The organism is Mesorhizobium abyssinicae, assembly GCF_049887195.1.
In the GTDB taxonomy this organism is placed as follows: Bacteria; Pseudomonadota; Alphaproteobacteria; order Rhizobiales; family Rhizobiaceae; genus Mesorhizobium; species Mesorhizobium abyssinicae.
This window is the reverse complement of sequence record NZ_JARAKC010000004.1, coordinates 188,260-207,443: the sequence shown is the minus strand read 5'-3', so window position 1 is coordinate 207,443 and position 19,184 is coordinate 188,260. Positions and strand designations below refer to the sequence as shown.

The 19,184-nt window shown below is 60.3% G+C and carries 16 protein-coding genes and 1 pseudogene; 11 read left to right on the top strand and 6 right to left on the bottom strand.

The window, feature by feature from the left end; all coding sequences use genetic code 11:
• Positions 1 to 394: 394 nt before the first annotated feature.
• From PU724_RS11365 to PU724_RS11330, 8 genes are all read left to right on the top strand, one after another.
• Positions 395 to 1,618, top strand: a complete 1,224-nt coding sequence (locus PU724_RS11365) for an acyl-CoA dehydrogenase family protein (RefSeq protein WP_354422209.1) — start codon at positions 395 to 397, stop codon at positions 1,616 to 1,618.
• Between the two features lie 54 nt (positions 1,619 to 1,672).
• Positions 1,673 to 2,527, top strand: a complete 855-nt coding sequence (locus PU724_RS11360) for an enoyl-CoA hydratase-related protein (protein WP_354422211.1) — start codon at positions 1,673 to 1,675, stop codon at positions 2,525 to 2,527.
• 36 nt (positions 2,528 to 2,563) lie between these two features.
• The gene (locus tag PU724_RS11355; RefSeq protein ID WP_354422213.1) at positions 2,564 to 3,790 is read left to right on the top strand and encodes a CaiB/BaiF CoA transferase family protein; all 1,227 of its coding nucleotides are present in this window, start codon (positions 2,564 to 2,566) and stop codon (positions 3,788 to 3,790) included.
• Positions 3,791 to 3,822: 32 nt separating this feature from the next.
• Entirely contained in the window at positions 3,823 to 4,608 is a 786-nt protein-coding gene (locus PU724_RS11350) for an enoyl-CoA hydratase (RefSeq protein ID WP_354422215.1), read from the top strand.
• An 84-nt stretch (positions 4,609 to 4,692) separates the two neighbouring features.
• Entirely contained in the window at positions 4,693 to 5,613 is a 921-nt protein-coding gene (locus tag PU724_RS11345; RefSeq protein WP_354422217.1) for a 3-hydroxyacyl-CoA dehydrogenase, read from the top strand.
• A 22-nt stretch (positions 5,614 to 5,635) separates the two neighbouring features.
• Positions 5,636 to 6,610 (top strand): 3-hydroxyacyl-CoA dehydrogenase NAD-binding domain-containing protein, encoded by a 975-nt coding sequence (locus tag PU724_RS11340; RefSeq protein WP_354422219.1) that lies wholly within the window; start codon positions 5,636 to 5,638, stop codon positions 6,608 to 6,610.
• 21 nt (positions 6,611 to 6,631) lie between these two features.
• A complete protein-coding gene (locus PU724_RS11335; protein ID WP_426213187.1) occupies positions 6,632 to 8,362 on the top strand; it encodes a fatty acid--CoA ligase in 1,731 nt (576 codons plus the stop codon).
• 227 nt (positions 8,363 to 8,589) lie between these two features.
• Entirely contained in the window at positions 8,590 to 9,387 is a 798-nt protein-coding gene (locus tag PU724_RS11330; protein ID WP_354422222.1) for an SDR family NAD(P)-dependent oxidoreductase, read from the top strand.
• A gap of 79 nt (positions 9,388 to 9,466) precedes the next feature.
• On the opposite strand, the gene PU724_RS11325 is transcribed toward PU724_RS11330, so the two are convergent.
• The 5 genes from PU724_RS11325 to PU724_RS11305 all read right to left on the bottom strand — a co-directional run bounded on the left by PU724_RS11325 (position 9,467) and on the right by PU724_RS11305 (position 14,163).
• On the bottom strand, positions 9,467 to 10,330 hold the full coding sequence (locus tag PU724_RS11325; RefSeq protein WP_354422223.1) for an alpha/beta fold hydrolase: 864 nt from the start codon (positions 10,328 to 10,330) through the stop codon (positions 9,467 to 9,469).
• A 119-nt stretch (positions 10,331 to 10,449) separates the two neighbouring features.
• Positions 10,450 to 11,298, bottom strand: coding sequence for an alpha/beta fold hydrolase (locus PU724_RS11320; protein ID WP_354422224.1), 849 nt, complete (start codon positions 11,296 to 11,298; stop codon positions 10,450 to 10,452).
• Positions 11,288 to 12,271 carry a DMT family transporter gene (locus PU724_RS11315; RefSeq protein WP_354422226.1) on the bottom strand — a complete coding sequence of 328 codons (984 nt, stop codon included), beginning with the start codon at positions 12,269 to 12,271 and terminating at the stop codon, positions 11,288 to 11,290. The genes PU724_RS11320 and PU724_RS11315 overlap by 11 nt, the downstream gene beginning before the upstream one ends.
• Before the next feature lie 68 nt (positions 12,272 to 12,339).
• Entirely contained in the window at positions 12,340 to 13,176 is an 837-nt protein-coding gene (locus PU724_RS11310; protein WP_354422228.1) for a helix-turn-helix domain-containing protein, read from the bottom strand.
• A gap of 738 nt (positions 13,177 to 13,914) precedes the next feature.
• On the bottom strand, positions 13,915 to 14,163 hold the full coding sequence (locus PU724_RS11305; protein ID WP_354422230.1) for a hypothetical protein: 249 nt from the start codon (positions 14,161 to 14,163) through the stop codon (positions 13,915 to 13,917).
• A gap of 537 nt (positions 14,164 to 14,700) precedes the next feature.
• Here PU724_RS11305 and petA point away from each other — a divergent pair.
• The 3 genes and pseudogenes from petA to PU724_RS11290 all read left to right on the top strand — a co-directional run.
• Positions 14,701 to 15,125 (top strand): annotated as a pseudogene (gene petA / locus PU724_RS11300) (ubiquinol-cytochrome c reductase iron-sulfur subunit); the annotation flags it as partial.
• Between the two features lie 15 nt (positions 15,126 to 15,140).
• Positions 15,141 to 16,430, top strand: a complete 1,290-nt coding sequence (locus PU724_RS11295) for a cytochrome b (RefSeq protein WP_354422232.1) — start codon at positions 15,141 to 15,143, stop codon at positions 16,428 to 16,430.
• A 119-nt stretch (positions 16,431 to 16,549) separates the two neighbouring features.
• Entirely contained in the window at positions 16,550 to 18,049 is a 1,500-nt protein-coding gene (locus tag PU724_RS11290) for a mechanosensitive ion channel family protein (RefSeq protein WP_354422234.1), read from the top strand.
• A gap of 294 nt (positions 18,050 to 18,343) precedes the next feature.
• On the opposite strand, the gene PU724_RS11285 is transcribed toward PU724_RS11290, so the two are convergent.
• Entirely contained in the window at positions 18,344 to 19,105 is a 762-nt protein-coding gene (locus PU724_RS11285) for a sensor histidine kinase (protein WP_354422236.1), read from the bottom strand.
• Between the last annotated feature and the right edge of the window lie 79 nt (positions 19,106 to 19,184).

The following is a 19,184-nucleotide window of genomic DNA, read 5'->3' as shown; positions in this document are numbered from 1 at the left end:
TAGAATGCAAGCTGCGGTCAGTCGCGCGAAGTTGGCTGGCGATCCGCATAGTCAAGCGGCAGCCATGCGCAGTGCTGCTGCCGCACCCTCCGTTGCGCATGGCAGTCCGCGGCGCGCCTCCACGTCCAGACAAGAGGCTCAAACTGCCAAGACAACGAGCCGCAAAATGGTCGAAAGCTGTCGCACCACGGGCGCAACTTCGGCCTGGTCGCGTGACAATTTACTAGAGCTATCTACTCTGTAATTTTTCTCCAATACCAAAGTATTGGCAATACGTTTGTACTATAGAATCCGGGACATCCCTGTTTGCATATTTTGGACAGCAACGCGCTGACCAGAGAACGGTTGGGTCAACGCCGCCGCCGCAGGTGGTGAACCGGAACGGAGATGCAAGATGCCTTCAGCAGCCGCCATAAAGCAGACCGAGCAGCACAAGCCGTTGCCGGCACCGAACAGCGACTTCTTTCAATTCGCTGACATGCTGTCCGACGAGGAACGGGCGATCCTCAAGAAAGTCCGTACCTATATGGAGACGAAGGTCCAGCCGATCATCAACAAATACTGGGTCGAGGACGCATTCCCGTTCGAGCTGCTCCCTTCTTACAAGGAGCTGAACATCGCCGGTATCGCCATGAATGGCTACGGCTGCCCGGGCGGAAGCCCCTTGCTCTCCAGCCTGGTCGCGCTGGAGATCGCGCGGACCGACGTTTCGTTCTGCACTTTCCATGGCGTCCACACCGGCCTCGCGATGAATTCGATCTACCTCGCGGGCACCGAGGAGCAGAAGCAGAAGTGGCTGCCGCCGATGGCGCGGATGGAAAAGATCGGATGCTTCGCGCTGACCGAGCCGCTGGTCGGCTCGGGTACCGGCGGCGGCCTCACGACCACGGCGAAACGCGATGGCGACACCTGGATCCTCAACGGCCAGAAGCGCTGGATCGGTAATGCCCCGTGGTGCGACATCACGATACTCTGGGCCCGCGATGTCGACGACAATCAGGTCAAGGGCTTCATCATCGAGAACAAGACGACGCCCGGGTTCAGCGTCGAGAAGATGCAGAACAAGATCGCGCTGAAGGTGGTGCAGAACGGCCAGATCACGCTGACCGATTGCCGCGTACCCGATGCGAACCGCCTCCAGGGAGGCACAGGGACGTTTCGCGATCCTGCTCTGGTGTTGCGCGGCACCCGGCATGGGTCCGGTTGGGAAATCACCGGCGCTCAGATGGGCGCCTACGAGAACGCCCTCAAATACGCGCAGGAGCGCTTGCAGTTCGGCAAGCCGATCGGGTCTTTCCAGCTGGTTCAGGAGCTTCTGGCGAAGATGCTGGCCAACATCGTGGCCTGTCAAAGCATGTTGGTTCGCTCGGTGCAGCTGGAAACCGAAGGCAAGCTGACGGATGCCCAGGCAGCGATCGTCAAGGCGTTCACCACTTCAAAAGCGCGGGAAACGGTGTCCTGGGCGCGCGAACTGATGGGTGGCAACGGCATTCTGGTCGACTACAACGTGGCGCGCTTCTTTGCCGACACTGAAGCGATCTACTCCTACGAAGGCACCTACCAGATGCAGACGCTGATCGTCGGCAAGGCGATCACAGGGTTCAGCGCCTTCGTTTAAGCGCCGACAGCAGAAGCTCCGCACTCATTCAGTTTGAAACCTAGGAGACGACACATGGACTTGCCAGTCGCCGCCCATACGCTCGAGGACGAGATGAGCTCACCTGTCAGCGAGCTGAATGCCGGACCGCTCCTCAATAATGTCCTCTACGAGAAGAGGGGCGCTATCGCATATGTAACCATCAACCGTCCCAAAGTGCTGAACGCGCTCAACCGGGCGACCTGGCTGGATCTGCGCACCGCCTTCGAGGATGCGCGTGATGACTCCGCCATCCGGGGTGTCATCATCACTGGCGCTGGCGACAAGGCATTTGTCGCCGGCGCTGACATCAGCGAACTCGCTCATGTGAGCTCGACCGAAGCGGAAGCATCGAGCCGCCTCGGACAGGCGGTCCTCGATCTGATCGAGAACCTCGGCAAGCCGGTCATCGCCGCGATCAACGGCTTTGCCTTGGGCGGCGGCTGCGAGACGGCAATGGCATGCACGATCCGTATCGCCGTCGAGCATGCAAAATTCGGCCAACCGGAGGTCAAGCTGGGATTGATCCCGGGTGGTGGTGGCACCCAGAGGCTGCCGCGCCTGGTCGGCAAGGGCCGTGCCCTGCAGCTTATTCTGACAGGCGGGATGATCGGCGCCGAGGAGGCACACCGCCTCGGGCTGGTCAACGAAATTGTAGCACCAGCCAGTCTGATGCAGCGCGCCGAAGCGATCCTCCACGAGATTGTCGCGAACGGCCCACTCGCGGTCCGCTTTGCGCTCGAAGCGACGAACAGGGGCATGGAGACCAGCCAGAGCGAGGGCTTGGCTCTCGAAGCCTCCTATTTCGGCCTCTGCGCCGGGACCGAGGACAAGAAGGAGGGCACACTGGCCTTCCTCGAAAAGCGCGCTCCCCAGTTCCGCGGTCGCTGACGCGACCGTCCGAAAGATTGTTCAGGAGAACACCCAATGGCAACCGATAACATTTTCTCTGGGTTGAAGGTCGTCGACCTCTCGAGCTTCGTCGCGGCGCCTGGCGCCGCCGTAATCCTGTCCGACTTCGGTGCCGACGTGATCAAGGTGGAGCCGCCGACCGGCGACCCCTGGAGACATGGACACCAGGTCCCGCCGCAGCCGTTGGCGGAGGATCCCTATCAGTGGCATCTCGCCAACCGCAACAAGCGAAGCATCACGCTGGATTTGAAATCGCCAACCGCTCAACAGGTGCTTCAGAAGCTGGTCGCCTGGGCCGACGTCTTCATCGTCAACACTCCGCACCACGCGCGCAAAAAATTGAAGCTCGAGTTTGATGACGTCGCGCAGTGGAACCCGCGCCTGATCTATGCCGACCTCACAGGCTTCGGCGAGAACGGGCCCGATGCCAATCTGCCGGGGTTCGACCTAACGTCCTACTGGGCGCGCAGCGGACTCCTGTCGATGACGCGCGACGCTGGTGTGCCGCCGACCTGGCCGGTGGGCGGAAGCGGCGACAATGCAACGGCCGTCGGGCTCTATTCCGCTATCGTCACCGCGCTCTATCGCCGTGAGCGGACCGGCAAGGGATCCTATGTCACGACGTCCCTGCTCGCCGAGGGCGTCTGGTCGGCAAGCGTTTCCATTCAAGGGGCGTTGGCCGGCGCAAAGTTTGCCGCCCCGCATGATCGCAAGAACCCTGCGAATGCGGCCTTGAACATCTATCGTGCCTCCGACGGCACTTGGTTCGTCCTCATTATCACCCCCGACAAGGTGGTGTCCGTGGCCAAAGCCATTGGCCGCTCCGATCTCCTGGCGGATCCGCGGTTCTCTGATCCTGCGAAACTCACGGCGAACAGGCCGCAGCTCACCGCCATCCTCGACGAGGTCTTTGGCGCACAGCCGATGGCGCACTGGCACGAAGTGTTCAGCGGCCTCAACGTGACCTTCGGTGCGGTGCGTGGGCCGGAAGAAGTGATCAAGGACCCGCAGCTCGCGCTCAACGAAATCGTCGTTCCGCTCGAAGGCGCCGGCGGGAACCTTACCTCGACAATCAGCAGCCCGATTCAGGTGCATGGCGTCGCCAAGGCGCCGGCTCGACGCGGACCCGGCCTCGGCGAGCACACCGAAGAGATCCTGCAGGAGCTGGGGTTTGATACCAAAGGAATCGACGACCTGCGCGCTGGCGGCGCGCTGCCGAAATCGCCAGATCGCGCCGCGTGACGGATCGAAGACGAAGAACACGGGAGCAAGCAATGAACGACATCCTCACCGAGCGGTCCGGCGGCATTCTGCGGGTCGAGTTCAATCGACCCGAGAAGAAGAACGCAATGACCAGCGACATGTACACTTGCCTTGCCGAGATCTTCAACGAGGCCGCCAACGACGAAGAAACCCGCGTCGTCTTTTGGCATAGTGCCGGAGACGCCTTCTGCGCCGGCAACGACGCCGGCGATTTTCTGAACGCACCGCCTGCGCCAGGCAAATCTCCGCAGGCCCGGCTGATGGAGGCGTTCATCAGCTTCGAAAAGCCGATCGTTGTGGCCGTACAAGGCGCGGCGATCGGCGGTGGGACGACGATGCTGACGCATTGCGACGTAGTTTACGCCGGCGAAAGTGCACGGTTTCAGCTGCCATTCATCAATCTGGCACTCACGCCGGAATTTGGATCGAGCTACTCGCTACCGGCGCGCGTGGGGCATATCCGGGCAGCGGAATTGTTCATGTTCGGAGAGCCATTCGGCGCCGCGCGCGCGGTGGAGCTCGGCTTCGTGACCCGCGTGGTGTCTGACGATCGCCTGTTCGCGACTGCGATGGAAGCTGCGAAGAGCCTCGCCGCGAAACCAAACGGCGCACTGCGGGCCAGCAAGCGACTGCTCAAGCAAGGCTCCATCGATCAGGTCAAGATGGCGATCGAAATGGAAAGCCGGGAGTTCAGCGAACGCCTGCGTTCCGCCGAAGCCAGGGAAGCGTTGTCGGCTTTCCTCGAGAAGCGCGCGCCGAATTTCACGCAGACAGCGACGCCGGCCGCGGCTGAATAAGTCGGCGCCAATACCTTTTTGATCTGTTCGACCTGCATGGTCGCAGTTTTCTCCGGACGCAATGATGACACGAAAGGATAAACCATGAGCGTTGTAGAGGCCGCCAGGGCAAAAGTTCCATCAGGCGAGACCCGCTCCGGCCGACTGTTCTTCCTCGAATTGAGCGGTGGTCGCATCCATTCAATGAACCCGGACGGTTCCGGTGCGAAGGTTATTGTCACCGGCTGCCGTTTTCCCGACGGCATCGTAGTCGACGCCCAAGCCGGTCACATCTACTGGACCAACATGGGGACGCTCAATCGTAAGGACGGCTCCATCGAGCGTGCCGATTTCGACGGAAGCAATCGCAAGGTCATCGTCCCTGAGGGCGTCACGCATACGCCGAAGCAGCTTCACCTGGAAAAGCACAGCGGCAAGCTCTATTGGAGTGACCGCGAGGGCATGCGGGTATTGCGCGCAAACCTCGACGGCACCAACGTCGAGACGCTGGTCCAGACCGGCGAAGGCATCGATGACAGTCGCGACGCGACGAGGTGGTGCGTTGGCATCACCGTGGACCCGGTGCGCCGACAGATCTACTGGACCCAGAAGGGTCCCGACAATTCCGGCCTCGGCCTCATCCTCCGAGCCGGCATAGATGTGCCCGAAGGTGAAGATCCCGCCAATCGCACGGACATCGAAGTGTTGTTCGACGAGTTGCCGGAGCCGATCGACCTCGAGCTCGACGTCAAAAGCCGAGTTCTCTACTGGACGGATCGCGGCAACCCGCCATTCGGCAACACCGTCAATCGCGCCGCGATCGACTCACCGGCCAGCAAAGGCGGTATGCCAGAGATCGTGCTGTCTGATCTAATGGAGGGCATCGGCATTGCTCTCGACGCCCCCAGCGACCGCATGTTCGTCACGGATTTCGGCGGGTCGGTCTATTCCGCGAAGCTCGATGGATCCGCGAAGCGGGTGCTCCTTTATGCCCAGGGCAACCTGACCGGCATCGCTTACGCCTGATTATTTCCAAGGAGATCAAACCATGTCCGACACCAAAACCATTCGCCAGGTCGCTGTTATTGGAACCGGGGTTATCGGCGCAAGCTGGACGGCGCTGTTCCTGGCCAAGGGGCTCGACGTCGTGGCGACCGACGTCGCCCCGGATGCCGAAGCCTCGTTGAGACGGTTCGTTGACGCGGCCTGGCCGGCGCTCGATCGGCTGGGTCTCACTCCCGGCGCGTCGCCATTGCGGTTGGTCTTTACCCCCAACCTGGCGGAAGCCGTGAAAGACGTCGACCTCGTCCAAGAAAACGGACCCGAGCGTCTCGAATTCAAGCAGAAGCTCTACGGTGAACTCGACAGCCTACTCCCGCAGGATGTGATCATCGCCTCAAGCTCGTCCGGACTTCCCATGAGCCAGATCCAGTTGGGCGCAGCGTCGCATCCCGAGCGCTGTGTCATCGGTCATCCGTTCAATCCGCCGCACCTGATGCCCCTGGTCGAGATCGTCGGCGGTGCGAAGACCTCCGGGGAGACGATACGGCGCGCAGAGAATTTCTACACGTCGATCGGCAAGCGGACGGTGCGCATCAACAAGGAACTGCCCGGCCATGTCGCCAATCGCCTTCAGGCGGCGTTGGCTCGCGAGGTCTACTACCTCGTTGCCGAAGGCGTGCTGAGCGCTGCAGACGTCGACACGGCACTGACCCATGGTCCGGGCCTGCGCTGGGCCATCATGGGCAACATGATGCTCAACCATCTCGGTGGCGGCCGGGGCGGCATCGAGCACTTCCTCCAACAGTTCGCGGCCCCCATGGCCGCTTCGTGGAAGTCGCTGGGGTCGCCGGTCCTCACGGCCGAAGTACAGAAGAGACTGATCGACAGCGTCCATGCCGAGATCGGATCGCGCACGGTTGAGGAGCTGGAGGCGGAGCGAGACGAACTCCTGCTCGGCCTGCTTCAGTTGCGCGCGAAGGCTTCGGAGGGGACCGTGCAGCGCAGCATCGCCGCTGAGTGATTTGTAGCGAGAAGAGCAATGGTGTCCCCCACTATCCTGACCAGCGGCCCTGCGTCGCTGGACACCCGGTTCGCCCCGTCAAGCGCTCCGGAGCGCGCAACGACGGGCAGGCTGATACAAGCCACGACTTCCGCCTATCAATATCCCCTGCTCATCAAGCAGCTCTGGCATACGCCGCTCCTGCAGGCGCGCGATCAGGAGATTGTCTATCGTGACCTGAAGCGCTTCACCTATCGCCAGTTGCGGGAGCGTATCGGGCGGCTGGGATCCGCACTCACCGGACTCGGTATCCGCGCCGGTGACACTGTCGGCGTGCTCGACTGGGACAGCAACCGGTTCCTGGAAGCCTACTTCGCTGTCCCGATGATGGGAGCGGTCCTGCAGACAGTAAACGTCCGTCTTTCGCCGGAGCTGGTCGCTTACACGATCGCTCACGCGGGGGCATCAGTGCTTCTCGTCAATGACGACTTCGTCCCACTCTTGGAAGCCATCTGGCCGCAGTTGCCGAAGGTGAAGACGCTCGTCCTGATGTCGGACCGGGCGGTGCCACAAACGGGTGGGCTTGCATTCGCCGGCGAGTACGAAAGCCTGCTTCTCGGCGCTTCGCCGGACTACGTTTTTCCGGACTTCGACGAGAACACACTCGCCACGACTTACTACACGACCGGGACAACCGGTTCGCCGAAGGGGGTTTACTTCAGCCATAGGCAACTCGTTCTCCATACGCTCGCGCAAATGGCCTTCTCGGGCATCGCCGCGAAGCAGGGCCGTTTCAGTCGTGACGACATCTACATGCCGATCACGCCGATGTTTCATGCGCACGCCTGGGGGATGCCCTGGATGGCAACGCTTGCCGGCGTCAAGCAGGTTTATCCGGGCCGCTACGATCCCGCTTTGCTCGTCAAACTGATCAAGACCGAAGGCGTCACCTTCACGCACGGCGTGCCGACAATCCTCCAAATGCTCCTCAACGCCGCGACACAGGCAAATACCGATCTCGCAGGCTTGAAGATGGCTGTCGGTGGATCGGAACTACCCAAGGGACTTGCCAAGCAAGCGCTCGCGCTCGGCGTGGACGTCTACGCGGGCTACGGGATGTCGGAGAGCGCACCGCTGCTTTCGGTGGCGCAGGTAAGGTCCGCGGATTTCACTGCCGATCTCGATAAAGAGTTGGATATTCGGACCACGGCCGGCATCTCGGCACCGCTGGTCGATGTTCGGTTGGTCGACAGGAATCAGAAGGAAGTACCCCATGACGGCAAAACCGCTGGGGAAATCATCGTTCGCGCGCCGTGGCTTACGCAGGGCTATGTCGACAACGCCGAGGCGTCGGAACAATTGTGGGCCGGCGGCTACCTGCACACCAGCGACATCGGCGTCATCGATGCGGGCGGTTACCTACGTGTCGTCGACCGCATCAAGGACGTCATCAAGACCGGCGGCGAATGGGTGTCATCGCTGCAGCTGGAGGACCTCATTTCGCAGTGCGAAGGTGTGTCAGAAGCCGCCGTCATCGGCGTCAAGGACGACAAGTGGGGCGAGCGGCCACTGGCACTCGTCATCCGCGATGCGTCCACTGGCGGGGCGCTCAGCGACATCAAGATCAAGGCGCATCTGAAAGCCTTCGCCGACGCTGGAGTGATCTCAAAGTTCGGAATTCCCGACAAGGTTCTTTTTGTCGATACACTTCCCAGGACAAGCGTCGGCAAATTCAACAAGAGGGAACTCCGGGAGAGGTACGGGCACTCGTAGCCAAAACACGTGCTTCGTCACCGGCATAGTCGATGTGCTTGATACCTACGTGCAATTGCCTGCGCTCCTGCGTGAGATCAGATTTGCGACACGCGGCGATCAGTTGTGAGCATCTGCCGCGCTGAGCATTCAATCCGCTCCGTCGATAGCGCAGACTGTGCACGACCGAGCCTCTGGATGATCGGCAATTGCCGAAGAGCCGGCACTGCGAAGAGGGAGTAATGGAAATGACAAACACCAAGGGAATAGCTGTGATCACCGGCGCATCGACCGGCATTGGCGTGGTCTATGCCGATCGGCTCGCCGCGCAGGGCTATGATCTGGTGTTGGTTGCACGAAGCGCCGACAAGCTGGCCACGGTTGCGGACCGGATTCGCGCCAAGACCACTCGCAAGGTCGACGTCTTGCCTGCCGATCTCGCAGATGCGAAAGACCTCAAGCGCATTGAGGATTTTCTGAAGGCGACCCCAAACGTCACCCTGCTCGTCAACAACGCTGGTTTGGGGGGCACACTGAAGCTGGTCGACTCCGATGTCGATCAGATGACCTCGATGATCTCGCTCAATGTGACCGCGCTCATGCGGTTGACCTACGCCGTGGTCCCCCAGCTCATTGCGCGTGGTGCCGGAACGATCATCAATATCGCGTCGATCGTTGCGATCAACCCGGAGTCGCTGAACGGCGTCTATGGCGGCACGAAGGCTTTCGTCGTCGCGTTCAGTCAGAAACTGCGACAGGAATTGGAAGGCACCGGCGTTCGCGTGCAGGTCGTCCTGCCGGGCGCCACGGCTACGGACTTCTGGGCCATCGCCGGCCGACCGGTCGAATTATTGCCGAGCGCGATCGTGATGAGCGGCGAGGATCTGGTCGATGCCGCGCTTCTCGGTCTCGATCGCGGCGAATTCGCTACCATTCCCTCTCTCCAAGACGGCGGCCTTTTCGATGCATACGAGACTGCGCGCCAGGCGATGATCGGCAAGTTGTCGAATTCTACGCCGGCGCCTCGCTACCGGGCCGACACCTAACCACCGTTTGGTCACAACATCTTCGTTGCCACATTGCCCCCCGCTTCGAGCCGTGGCTCCTCCGTTATTGGTTTGACCGTCAGAAGGCGGTCCGGACGAACGCAGCGATATGCGCCGCCGCCTCCTCCGGGTACTGATGGTGCGGACCATGACCAGAATGCGGGAAGGTCAAGAGGCGCAAGGTCGGCAACTCGCGGCCGAGCGCCTGCCAGTTTTCCACCGGGAAGGCGATGTCGTGGTCGCCGGCGATGTGGAGGATAGGAAGGCGGGTTGCCTTCATGGCATCGAGGATTGGGATTGCGGGGAGGATCGGATTGCGCGGCTCGGTGCCGAGATTGGCGCGTGCAAATTCGATCGGTACAGCGGGACCACGGCCCTCATGCCGCTCCGCTATTCGCTCCAGCGAGCGCTTGGCTGCCCCGCGGCTTGCCTCCGACTTCGGCTCGAAAAACAGTGTGACCTGCCTTTCAAAGCCCATGTCCTCGGTGCGGGCCTCGTCGTAGAAGAGCTGCTCGCTTGGTTTCACCAACGGCCCGGCGGGCGTTGTCGCCAGAAGTACGGCGTGGCTGAGCTTCGCCGGCATGGTGGCAAGAACAACCTGCGCGACGATGCCGCCCAGCGACCAACCGGCGATGATCATGTTCTCAAGTGAAAGACCTTCAACGAGGTCATGCACGTCCTTTACCAAGGCCCGAGGGTCGTAGCTAGGCACACCGCTTGAGAGGCCGAGCCCTGTGTAGTCGAAGATCACGACGCGCATGCCATTGAACGCGAGGGCGTCAAGGAAGGCCGGATCCCAGTCGTCCATCGTGCCACGGAAACGCGTGCACAGAAGGATGGTCCTGCCTTCGCCAATCGCACGGTAAGCCAACCGTCGACCACCAACGTCGAGGAAGCAGGTCGGGGTTGTAACGGCGGACTCGGTCGAAGTGCGGGTGGTCACGGCAGATCTCCTGTTTTTCTCCCTCAGCCTGGCGGCGATGGGGAGAGGCTATGCTCCCTTGAGGACCTTCCGGCAGGCGGCCGCTGAATCACGCTTGCCGGTACGTTGTATCTTCAGCGTCAGGACTTGCTGGGCAGAAATCCGAGCAGTGCGGCTACGATGGCTTCAGGTGCATCTTCCTGCACCATGTGACCTGCGCCAGGTATGATCTTGAGGATTGAGCCCGGGATCATGGTTGCGAGCCTGCGCCCATCGTCGACGGGGATCCAACGATCCTGCTCACCCCATAAAATCATGACGGGGCAGCGGATCTGGTCGTAAATGGATTCCACTTCGTCGGTATATTTCTCGTCAAACTGGGCGATTTGCCGCCAGAAGGCGGGTTGACCCAGCTCGCTGAGCCATGGTTCGGCATAAAGCGCCATGGTCTCCGGCAAGAGAGTCTTTAGGCTTGCGCCAGTGATATAGGCCGGGACAATTGCTCGATGCACAAAGGCTGGCAGCTCCGCGAAGGCGGCCTCATGCCGAAGTGCGTGATGGGAAAGTGCTGCCTCCAGGATCCATGGTGCGACTGCAACTGGGTCGATCAGCGTCAGAGACCGGTAATTTTTCGCGCCAAGCAGATGTGCGCGCAGCACCGTCGTGCCGCCAAAATCGTGACCGACTACGTCGGGCGACTGAAGTTCCCAATGGTCCAGCAGAGCTTCAAGAACTCTACTCTGAACGGCAAGTGAGACATTCTGATCTTGACGCATTTCAGACTGACCATAGCCCAACAGGTCATAAAAATACACGCGTCGATGGCTCGCGAAGTACGGAATGATCCGGCGCCAAATGACGGAATTGAAGGGTGTCCCGTGAACGAAAACGAGCGGGGCCCCTTCCCCAATCACACCCCATCGAACCTTCTGGCCTTCGAAGTCAAATACGTTCGGCAGATTCCATTTGGCGCCCAGGTCAATCGTCATCGTCTAACCTCCCTTGAGCTGAGAAAATTCTTTCGCGCGCAAGCTCCTGCTTTTGGGGTCTCATGCGCGGGGTTGCCCGCATACCCAACACGACGCCGGTAATAAGCAGCTGCATGCTCAGCAGTTCGGCCGGAGTCGGTAGCCGCCACTCCAGCAGGAAAGCATAGAGGATGGCGAAGACCGTCTCGGAAACGATGAGGTAGCCGAGCAATTCGCCCGACAGAGTGCGACTGGCGATGTTCCAGAACCAGGTTGCGAGCCACGACGACAAGAGACCGAGGACAGCACCCCAGAAGAGCAGAGGAGCGATTTCCGAGAAGGAGCTGCGCCAAGGCCCGATTCCCTGTCCGAGCGAGAACGCCGCTAGCGGTACCAGCGTTATGAGCGTGGCGACGCCCGTCAGCGCCGTCCAGGCCAGGAGGTCAATGCACGGATGCGCATCCAGAAGTTCTGCATTCCGGAGCCCGTAGAACGCCCAGCTGGCGAGAGCCGCAACGGCAAGCGCGAGGCCAAGCATCGATCCGGAAGCAGAAGTGACAGGCACCGGCGACGGGCTCGTTCCGATGTGCGTCATCAGGCCGCTGAGAATGAACAGAGCGGGCATGGCAACACGGAGTGGCGAGAAATGCCCATCGCGAAGGCCACCGAGCACCGTCATGACGACGGGGAGAGCGCCGACCACCATGGCCGGCAGCAGGGGGCCGGACCGCTGGATGGCTTCCGACAGGAGCAAATAGTAGAAGGTGTTCCCGGCCAGCGCGAGAAGCACGACGGCACGCCAGTGAACCTTGACGACCGGCCACCATCGTTCGCCTGGCAAAACGGCCAAGAGAGGAAGCGACGAGGCACCGAACACGGCATAGCGGACCAGCGTCAGATCGGACGCTGCGAAGGGACGGACGAGCTCGGGTGCGATGAAAGCCAGCGCCCAAAGTGCGCCGGCAGCAAGCCCGGCTAGAACGGCTACGATCAAGGCCCGATCTCCTTCATCCTGTCAGGAGCAGGAGTAGCAAGCGACGAACGCCATTTCTTGGAGGATGTTTAGGTCCGACGGCTATCCCGCACCTGACGGCGCATTCGAAAGGGGGAGATCGCAAAAATGCGCGAGAAATGGTGATTGAGATCGCTTTGATCGTAGAAACCGTTCTCGATGGCGATCTGCGCGATAGGCCTATCCCCGTGCAACAAGTCCCGGCGAGCCCTGTCAAGGCGATGCTGCAGTTGGAAGGCCATAGGCGGCAGACCGTAACGCCGTTTAAAAGCCGTCACGAGGTACGTGCGTGACAGGTTGCACGCAGCCGAGAGATCAGCCAGCGACCGCGACCGGAACGGCTCATCGATCAGCATGTCCCTGACGACAGCCAATGCGGTCGCGTCATCCGGCGCTTCATGCCCGCGATCTCCGCCCCCATGTTGTGCTATGAGATGCGACATGAACCCCACCAATTCTTCGTCCAGAAGATCGGGGATCAGTTCGTGCACATCCATCAGCGCTGCCAGCTTCGATCGTGTATCGCCGCCGCGTACGATTGGGGTTCGGAAAAGCGGGCTGCCGCTGCCCTCGCACCGATCTCGAGCCAGGGCCTCGACGGTTTCGGGTTCGAGGATGAGCATGCGGTAACTCCACCTCCCGCGGTAGGGCGCCCCGGTGTGAGCGTCCTCCGGATTCAGCAGAACCGTGTCTTCCGTGGTTATGAGATGCTGACTTCCCCGCGCCCAGGACGCTTCCACCCCTTCATCGAGAAGCCCAAAGGCATAGTAGTCGTGCCGATGCAGGGGAAAGTCGCGTTGGATCCCCGTGGCACGCAACAGGAGTGCGTCGCCAAAGCTGGATTGGCGGCCACAGTAGCTGGTCTCCTCAGGCGGAGGTCCTTTCATCCTTGACGCCGCCAATTTCGAATCTGACGTCTTCTGACGACCGCCGCTTTCACTCTTGGTTGCACCAGAGGCGGAAGCTATTGGACTACGAGTGTGCGGATCGGCGAATTCCCATATTAGCGATTAACCGTGGAGCGGCCAAGGCCGATTTGCTTCGAGGCTTCTGCCGGTGACGTTCCTGCTCTGACTAATTTTAGGAGTCCGCGACGTCACCGGCCCGGCGCTGGTCCAGCGCTACAACAATACGGTGCCGCTGCGGGGCAACGCCGCGCCCGGCGTTTCCACTGGCGACGCGCTGGCACTGATGGATGGGATCACGGCAAAAAGCGCTACCGGCCAGATCTTCGCAGGTTGCGGCCGGGTCGCGATCGCACATGTGGCTGACGAGGGGCCCGACGTTGAGCTGCTCATAGCCGGTCGTCAGAATGAGATGGCGAGCTGTGATTGTCGGCGCCCCTCGCCGTGGTCACAGTAACGCCTTGGCGATTGTGTCCTCGATCGTCACCGCTTCGGCCGGCGCGTAGAAGCGCACCTTTCTGTTCAGTGCCAGAAACAGGCCTGCTGTGATCCGACCTGGTCGCACTAGATTGCCGCCGATTACCGCACGCTATTCAGAGCATGGCGGGATTGGAAGCGCGATTTCCGTGACGCTATGTGAGCGATATCAGCTGTGTGGACTGACGCGAGGCAAGTGCTTCGTAATCTGCCTTGGATCGACCTCCACTCGGAAGTTTGTCCTTAGAATCGAATGCTGAGCTTGTTGCCCCACGAGCGTCTCAGGCGCCACAATTCATAAATCAGCGATCCCAAATGCAGGAGGCAATTCCTGAGATGTTGGCCAGCGTAGCCGGCATCGCGATAGTCCGCAATGAAAGTTTCGACGCCAGCTCGCCTCGGCGCCGCTTCCACTTCGTGGCCCTTCCGCTGCAACTTCTTGATAGTGCTCGCTCTGGAGTAACGGGAGCCGCCGATGACTGCTATTTTCATTTCAACTCCTCCTTGTGAGCAACAAAGCCTGAGAAGATCGGAACGACGATGCGCTATTCAGCGGACCAGTCGGCACCGAGAAATATCGCCCTTCACGAGCGCAGAACGCGACTGGCTAAACGAAGGTCGGCTTCGACGCCGACGGGTAGGCATGCCTATGCCGAGGCATGACCGGGCTGAAGCAATCGTTCCTTGATTGCCGCTCGTGCTACACCCGACATGAGGAATGGTAGCGGGACAATCCAGCCCCCCTGTCACCGAGCATGGCGTCCTCGACTGTCAGGCCAGCCCTTCGCTCAGTAAATCATGAACGAAAGTATCGGACGCGCGTGTCCTTGGCACGATGGCTTGCACCCCGCCACGGCGTGCATGGTTCCATCCGACATTAGGAAACTCGAGTAGCCGAGGACCGCAGCGTCGGATTGCTCGATTGCCGCCTGCGCGATGAAGCAGCTTTTCCTGCAACAGGAGTCCGTCATCATGACCGATCCTTCCGAACTCCAACGCGGTGCCGCCGAGCATGCTTCAAACGCCAAGGCGCTGGATTCGGTCGAGGTCGATGTCTCTTCTCTTACACCGGGAACGTCGCTGGTCGTGACCTGGCACGGTAGATCTGTCGTCGTGCGTTACCGCACCCAAAAGGAAATGATGGACGGTCAAGCCGTCAATCTCGCCGACCTTAAGGATCCGATCGCCCGCAACGCCAATCTGCCGGCCGATGCGCCGGCGACCGATGCCAACCGCGCCACGCAGGCAAGGAAGCCTGGATGGTCATGGTCCAGGTCTGCACACATCAAGGTTGCATTCCCCTCGCCAGGGAAGACGAGCTCGGCGGCTGGTTCTGTCCGTGCCATGGCTCGCAGTACGATATGGTCGGCCGCATCCGCAAAGGCCCGGCATCCGAGAACGTGGCGATCCCGGTCTGCCGGTTCATTTCCGACACCAAAATCCGTATCGGCTGAGGCGGGGATATTGCGATGAGCGAGGGACACTCGACCTATATGCCCAAGACCGGTATCGAGCGTTGGTTGGACATCCGCCTACCGCTGCCGCGCTTGGTGCATGATTCCTTCATCGTCTATCCAGTTCCGCGGAACCTGAACCTCGCCTATACATTCGGCGGTATCCTGACGATGATGCTGGGATTGCAGATCGCAACCGGCATCGTGCTGGCCATGCATTATGGGGCCAATACCAAGCTCGCCTTCGATTCCGTCGAAAAGATCGTGCGCGACGTGAATTTTGGCTGGCTGCTGCGGTCTTTGCATTCCAACGGCGCCTCGTTTTTCTTTATTGCCGTCTATACCCATATCTTTCGCGGTCTTTACTACGGTTCCTACAAGGCCCCCCGCGAGCTATTGTGGGTGATCGGTTGCCTCAACTTGATTTTGATGATGGCGACAGCGTTCCTGGGCTATGTGCTGCCATGGGGGCAGATGTCGTTCTGGGGCGCAACGGTCATCACCAACTTCTTCACTGCAATCCCGCTTATCGGAGAGTGGATCCAGCAACTGTTGCTCGGTGGCTTCGGAGTCGGCAACCCCACTCTCAATCGCTTCTTCGCTTTGCACTATCTTCTGCCGTTCGTGCTAGTCGGCAATGTCGCTCTTCACATCTGGGCGCTTCACGTGGTGGGGCAAAACAATCCAACGGGCATCGATGTGAAGTCGAAGACGGATGTCGTCGACTTTACACCTCACGCCACAATCAAAGACATATTTGGCGCTGCAATGTTTTTGATTGTATTTGCCTATTTTGTGTTCTATTTGCCAAATTATCTCGGGCACCCGGATAACTACAGCCCGGCCGATCCAATAAAGACGCCGGCTCACATCGTGCCCGAATGGTACTTTCTGCCGTTCTACGCCATGCTCCGCGCGATCACCTTCAACATCGGGCCGGTCGACTCCAAGCTCGGCGGCGTTCTCGTCCTGTTCGGCGCCATCCTGATGCTCTTCGTCGTACCTTGGCTCGACAGGTCTAAGGTGCGCTCGGCCGTCTATCGCCCATGGTACCGGCGGTTCTTCTGGCTATTCGCGGCAGACGTTATTTTTCTCGGCTGGCTAGGGTCCAAACCGGTGCAAGGCTGGTATGTCCCCGCCATGCAGCTGTCGACGCTTTACTACTTCGCCTTCTTCATCATCGTGATGCCAGTACTCGGCTTGGTTGAAAAGCCTCTTCCATTGCCGCACTCGATTACAGAAGCGGTTCTCAAGAAGAACAAGACCCGTGGCTTGAAGGGGCGACCGACATCGCCTGTCGTGTGATCGCCCTGAAGCTGATGGCGTTGGATTGAATGAATACCAGTGGGCCAAGGCGTGTGTCGAAGCCAGGACGCCGGCGCAAGTCGTTTGGATGCGTCGTAGTTCAAATTCGGATCTGATCCATGAATTGGTGGAGTTCTCCCCCTTTCTATGTCGTCCTGGTCGGGTTGGCCGGAATTATCGTTTGGCGAGTTATTCCACAGCGTTTCTCCAACGCCAGGATGGTCGCTCAGATCGCCTGCTTTCTCACGATGTCGCTGTTGCTCCTCGATGGCTCTATCGTCCCCTACGAGTTAACAGAGAGCGCAGAAGTTACGGCAAGCACTGTATTCCTTGGGTCGGCAAAGATCCTGTGGTGGGTTCATCTTGCATGGGCTCTGATCGGTCTGGTTCGCATCTATCTAGTGTTCGAGCGGAAGCCGCAGGAGGCGCGCCTCTTGCAGGACCTCGTCGTTGGCATCGTCTACGTTGGGGTGCTGCTGTCGATCCTGGCATTTGTATTCGGAGTGCCAGTCGGAGCGGTGATGGCCACCTCGGGCGTCTTTGCTATCGTTCTTGGATTGGCGCTTCAGAACACCTTGAGCGACGTATTTTCGGGTATCGCCCTCAACCTTGGCCGACCCTATGTGCTTGGAGACTGGATCTTGCTCAGCGACGGCACCGAAGGTCGCGTTGTCGAGACCGATTGGCGGTCGACTCATTTGCTTACCCCGGCCCACAATGTCGTTGCGCTGCCGAACAGCCTTTTGGCCAGAATGGGGTTGACCAATGTCAGCAGCCCGGATGAGAGACATAGATTGTTACTCTCGGTAAGACTGGCGCCGACAAGGCCGCCTGCGGCCGTCGTAGAGGCAATGCGCAGGGCACTGCTGAGCTCTGACACTATTGTGAAGGAGCCGCCCCCCTTGGTGGCCCTCAAAAGCCTTGACGCGGCTGCAATCGAAATCGATTTGTCTTTCTGTGTTGCAGATGTCGGCAAGAGAATTGCCGCACGGAACGAAATTCTCGACCTCGTCTATCGGCACGCCAAGTCCGTTGGTTTGCAGTTGGCGATGCCACCATCGTCGTTGATTTTGGTGAAAGACCGACCGGAAGACGGGATCACGGCCGCAGCCTCCACGGCGATCGCACTGATCAAAGCGATATCGTTATTTTCGGCGCTGACGGATCAGGAACAAGAGGCCCTCGCCGCGACGGCCGTAGTTCGCACCTTCCGCAAGGGTGACATCATCGTGCGAGAGGGGGAGATGTTGCAGAGCCTGATGATCGTTCGGACCGGTGTTATCGTGCGCCAACGCGGCGACGAAGCTCACACGCAGGAAGTTGGTCATCTTGCTCCCGGCGACATCTTTGGAGAAACAGGCTTCCTCGCGGGCTTAGGCGAGACATCGACGTTACGGGCCACGGGTCCGGTGGTTGCCTATGAAATAGACCAGCAGAGCTTCGCCCCCCTGCTACTGAGCCGGCCCGAAATGGCCGAGGAGCTTGCGACGACCCTCTCTGCCAAGATTTCGGCGGCAGGTGAAAGCGGAATCAATGGACAACGGCATCCGAGCACTACGTTTGCGCTCCGCGAGGCTATTCAGACGGCTTTTCGCGCGGTGCCGTTTGTCCGTTCCTAGCTAGGCGGACAGCGCCTGGAAAGTAGGAATAGCCAATGACTGTCCTGCAAAATGCAGGCACCAGTCGCGGTACAACATTGTGCCGCCATTCAGCGAACAGACCAGCGGCCAGAAGTACGGCGCATCCCGGCCACTTTGCATCGTCGAATGATTGGCTCGTTAATCCCGTCGACCAGGCCTTCAGCCCCGGCCGATGGGCTAGCTTTTCAAGCGCAGGTGGCTCTGCTCGAAGGCGGAGACTGAGCCGCCCGGGTCATGTAGGGATCCATTCAAGCTGTTCGGTCGCAGCTGTCGTCAGACGTCCGCTCGGGCCAGCGCCGCCGGCAATCGCAAGATCACAGTTGTGCCCAACCCGAGCGCGCTGTCGATTTCGACACTGCCGTCGTGCCGCTCGGCGAAATGCTTCACCATTGGCAGTCCGATACCACCCAGGCCTTGGCACTTCGTGGTGAAGAAGGGATCGAAGGCGCGGAGCATCGTTTCTTGGGTCATGCCGATACCGGTGTCTGCGACGCGGAGCTCGACAAACGCGCCATCGCCTTTATCGACCACTGCGACGTCCATTGAGATCGAGCCGCCCTCGGGCATCGCGTCGCGCGCATTGAAGACGAGATTGAGGACCGCGTTCTGCAGGCCCAAAGGATCGCATATGACCAGAGGCAAATCAGATTCGATATGAACCTCGAGCCGAATCTGCAGTCCCCATGCGCTTCGGATGAGAGTTTCGACCTCAGCCAGGCAGTTGCGCAAGTCCGTGCTTTCCATGTCCCGAGGCGCCTCCGCGGCTCTGCCGATCGTCTCCCGAACGAGCGCGCCAGCGCGTTGCAGCGCCGTCCTGGCGCTGGCAATCACAGGTGCGAGGTCCGGAGTCGTTGAGACGGTGGTATCTCGCGCGACGCGGTTCAACGCGGACGACGCGACCTGGATGAGATTGCCCAGGTCATGAACGATGCCAGCTGTTGGCTGCTCCGCGCGGCGGGCGCGCGCGCCAGCCTCATCCTTACTTTCAACACCCCTTTGGCCAACCGTGCCGGGTCTTGCTTCTGCGCGTGACAATTGACGTCCCCTCCGGGCACGAAACTGCTGTGGTCGTGCCGAAAACGCTACGTGGGGCAGGCCCTTACCGTCGATAGGG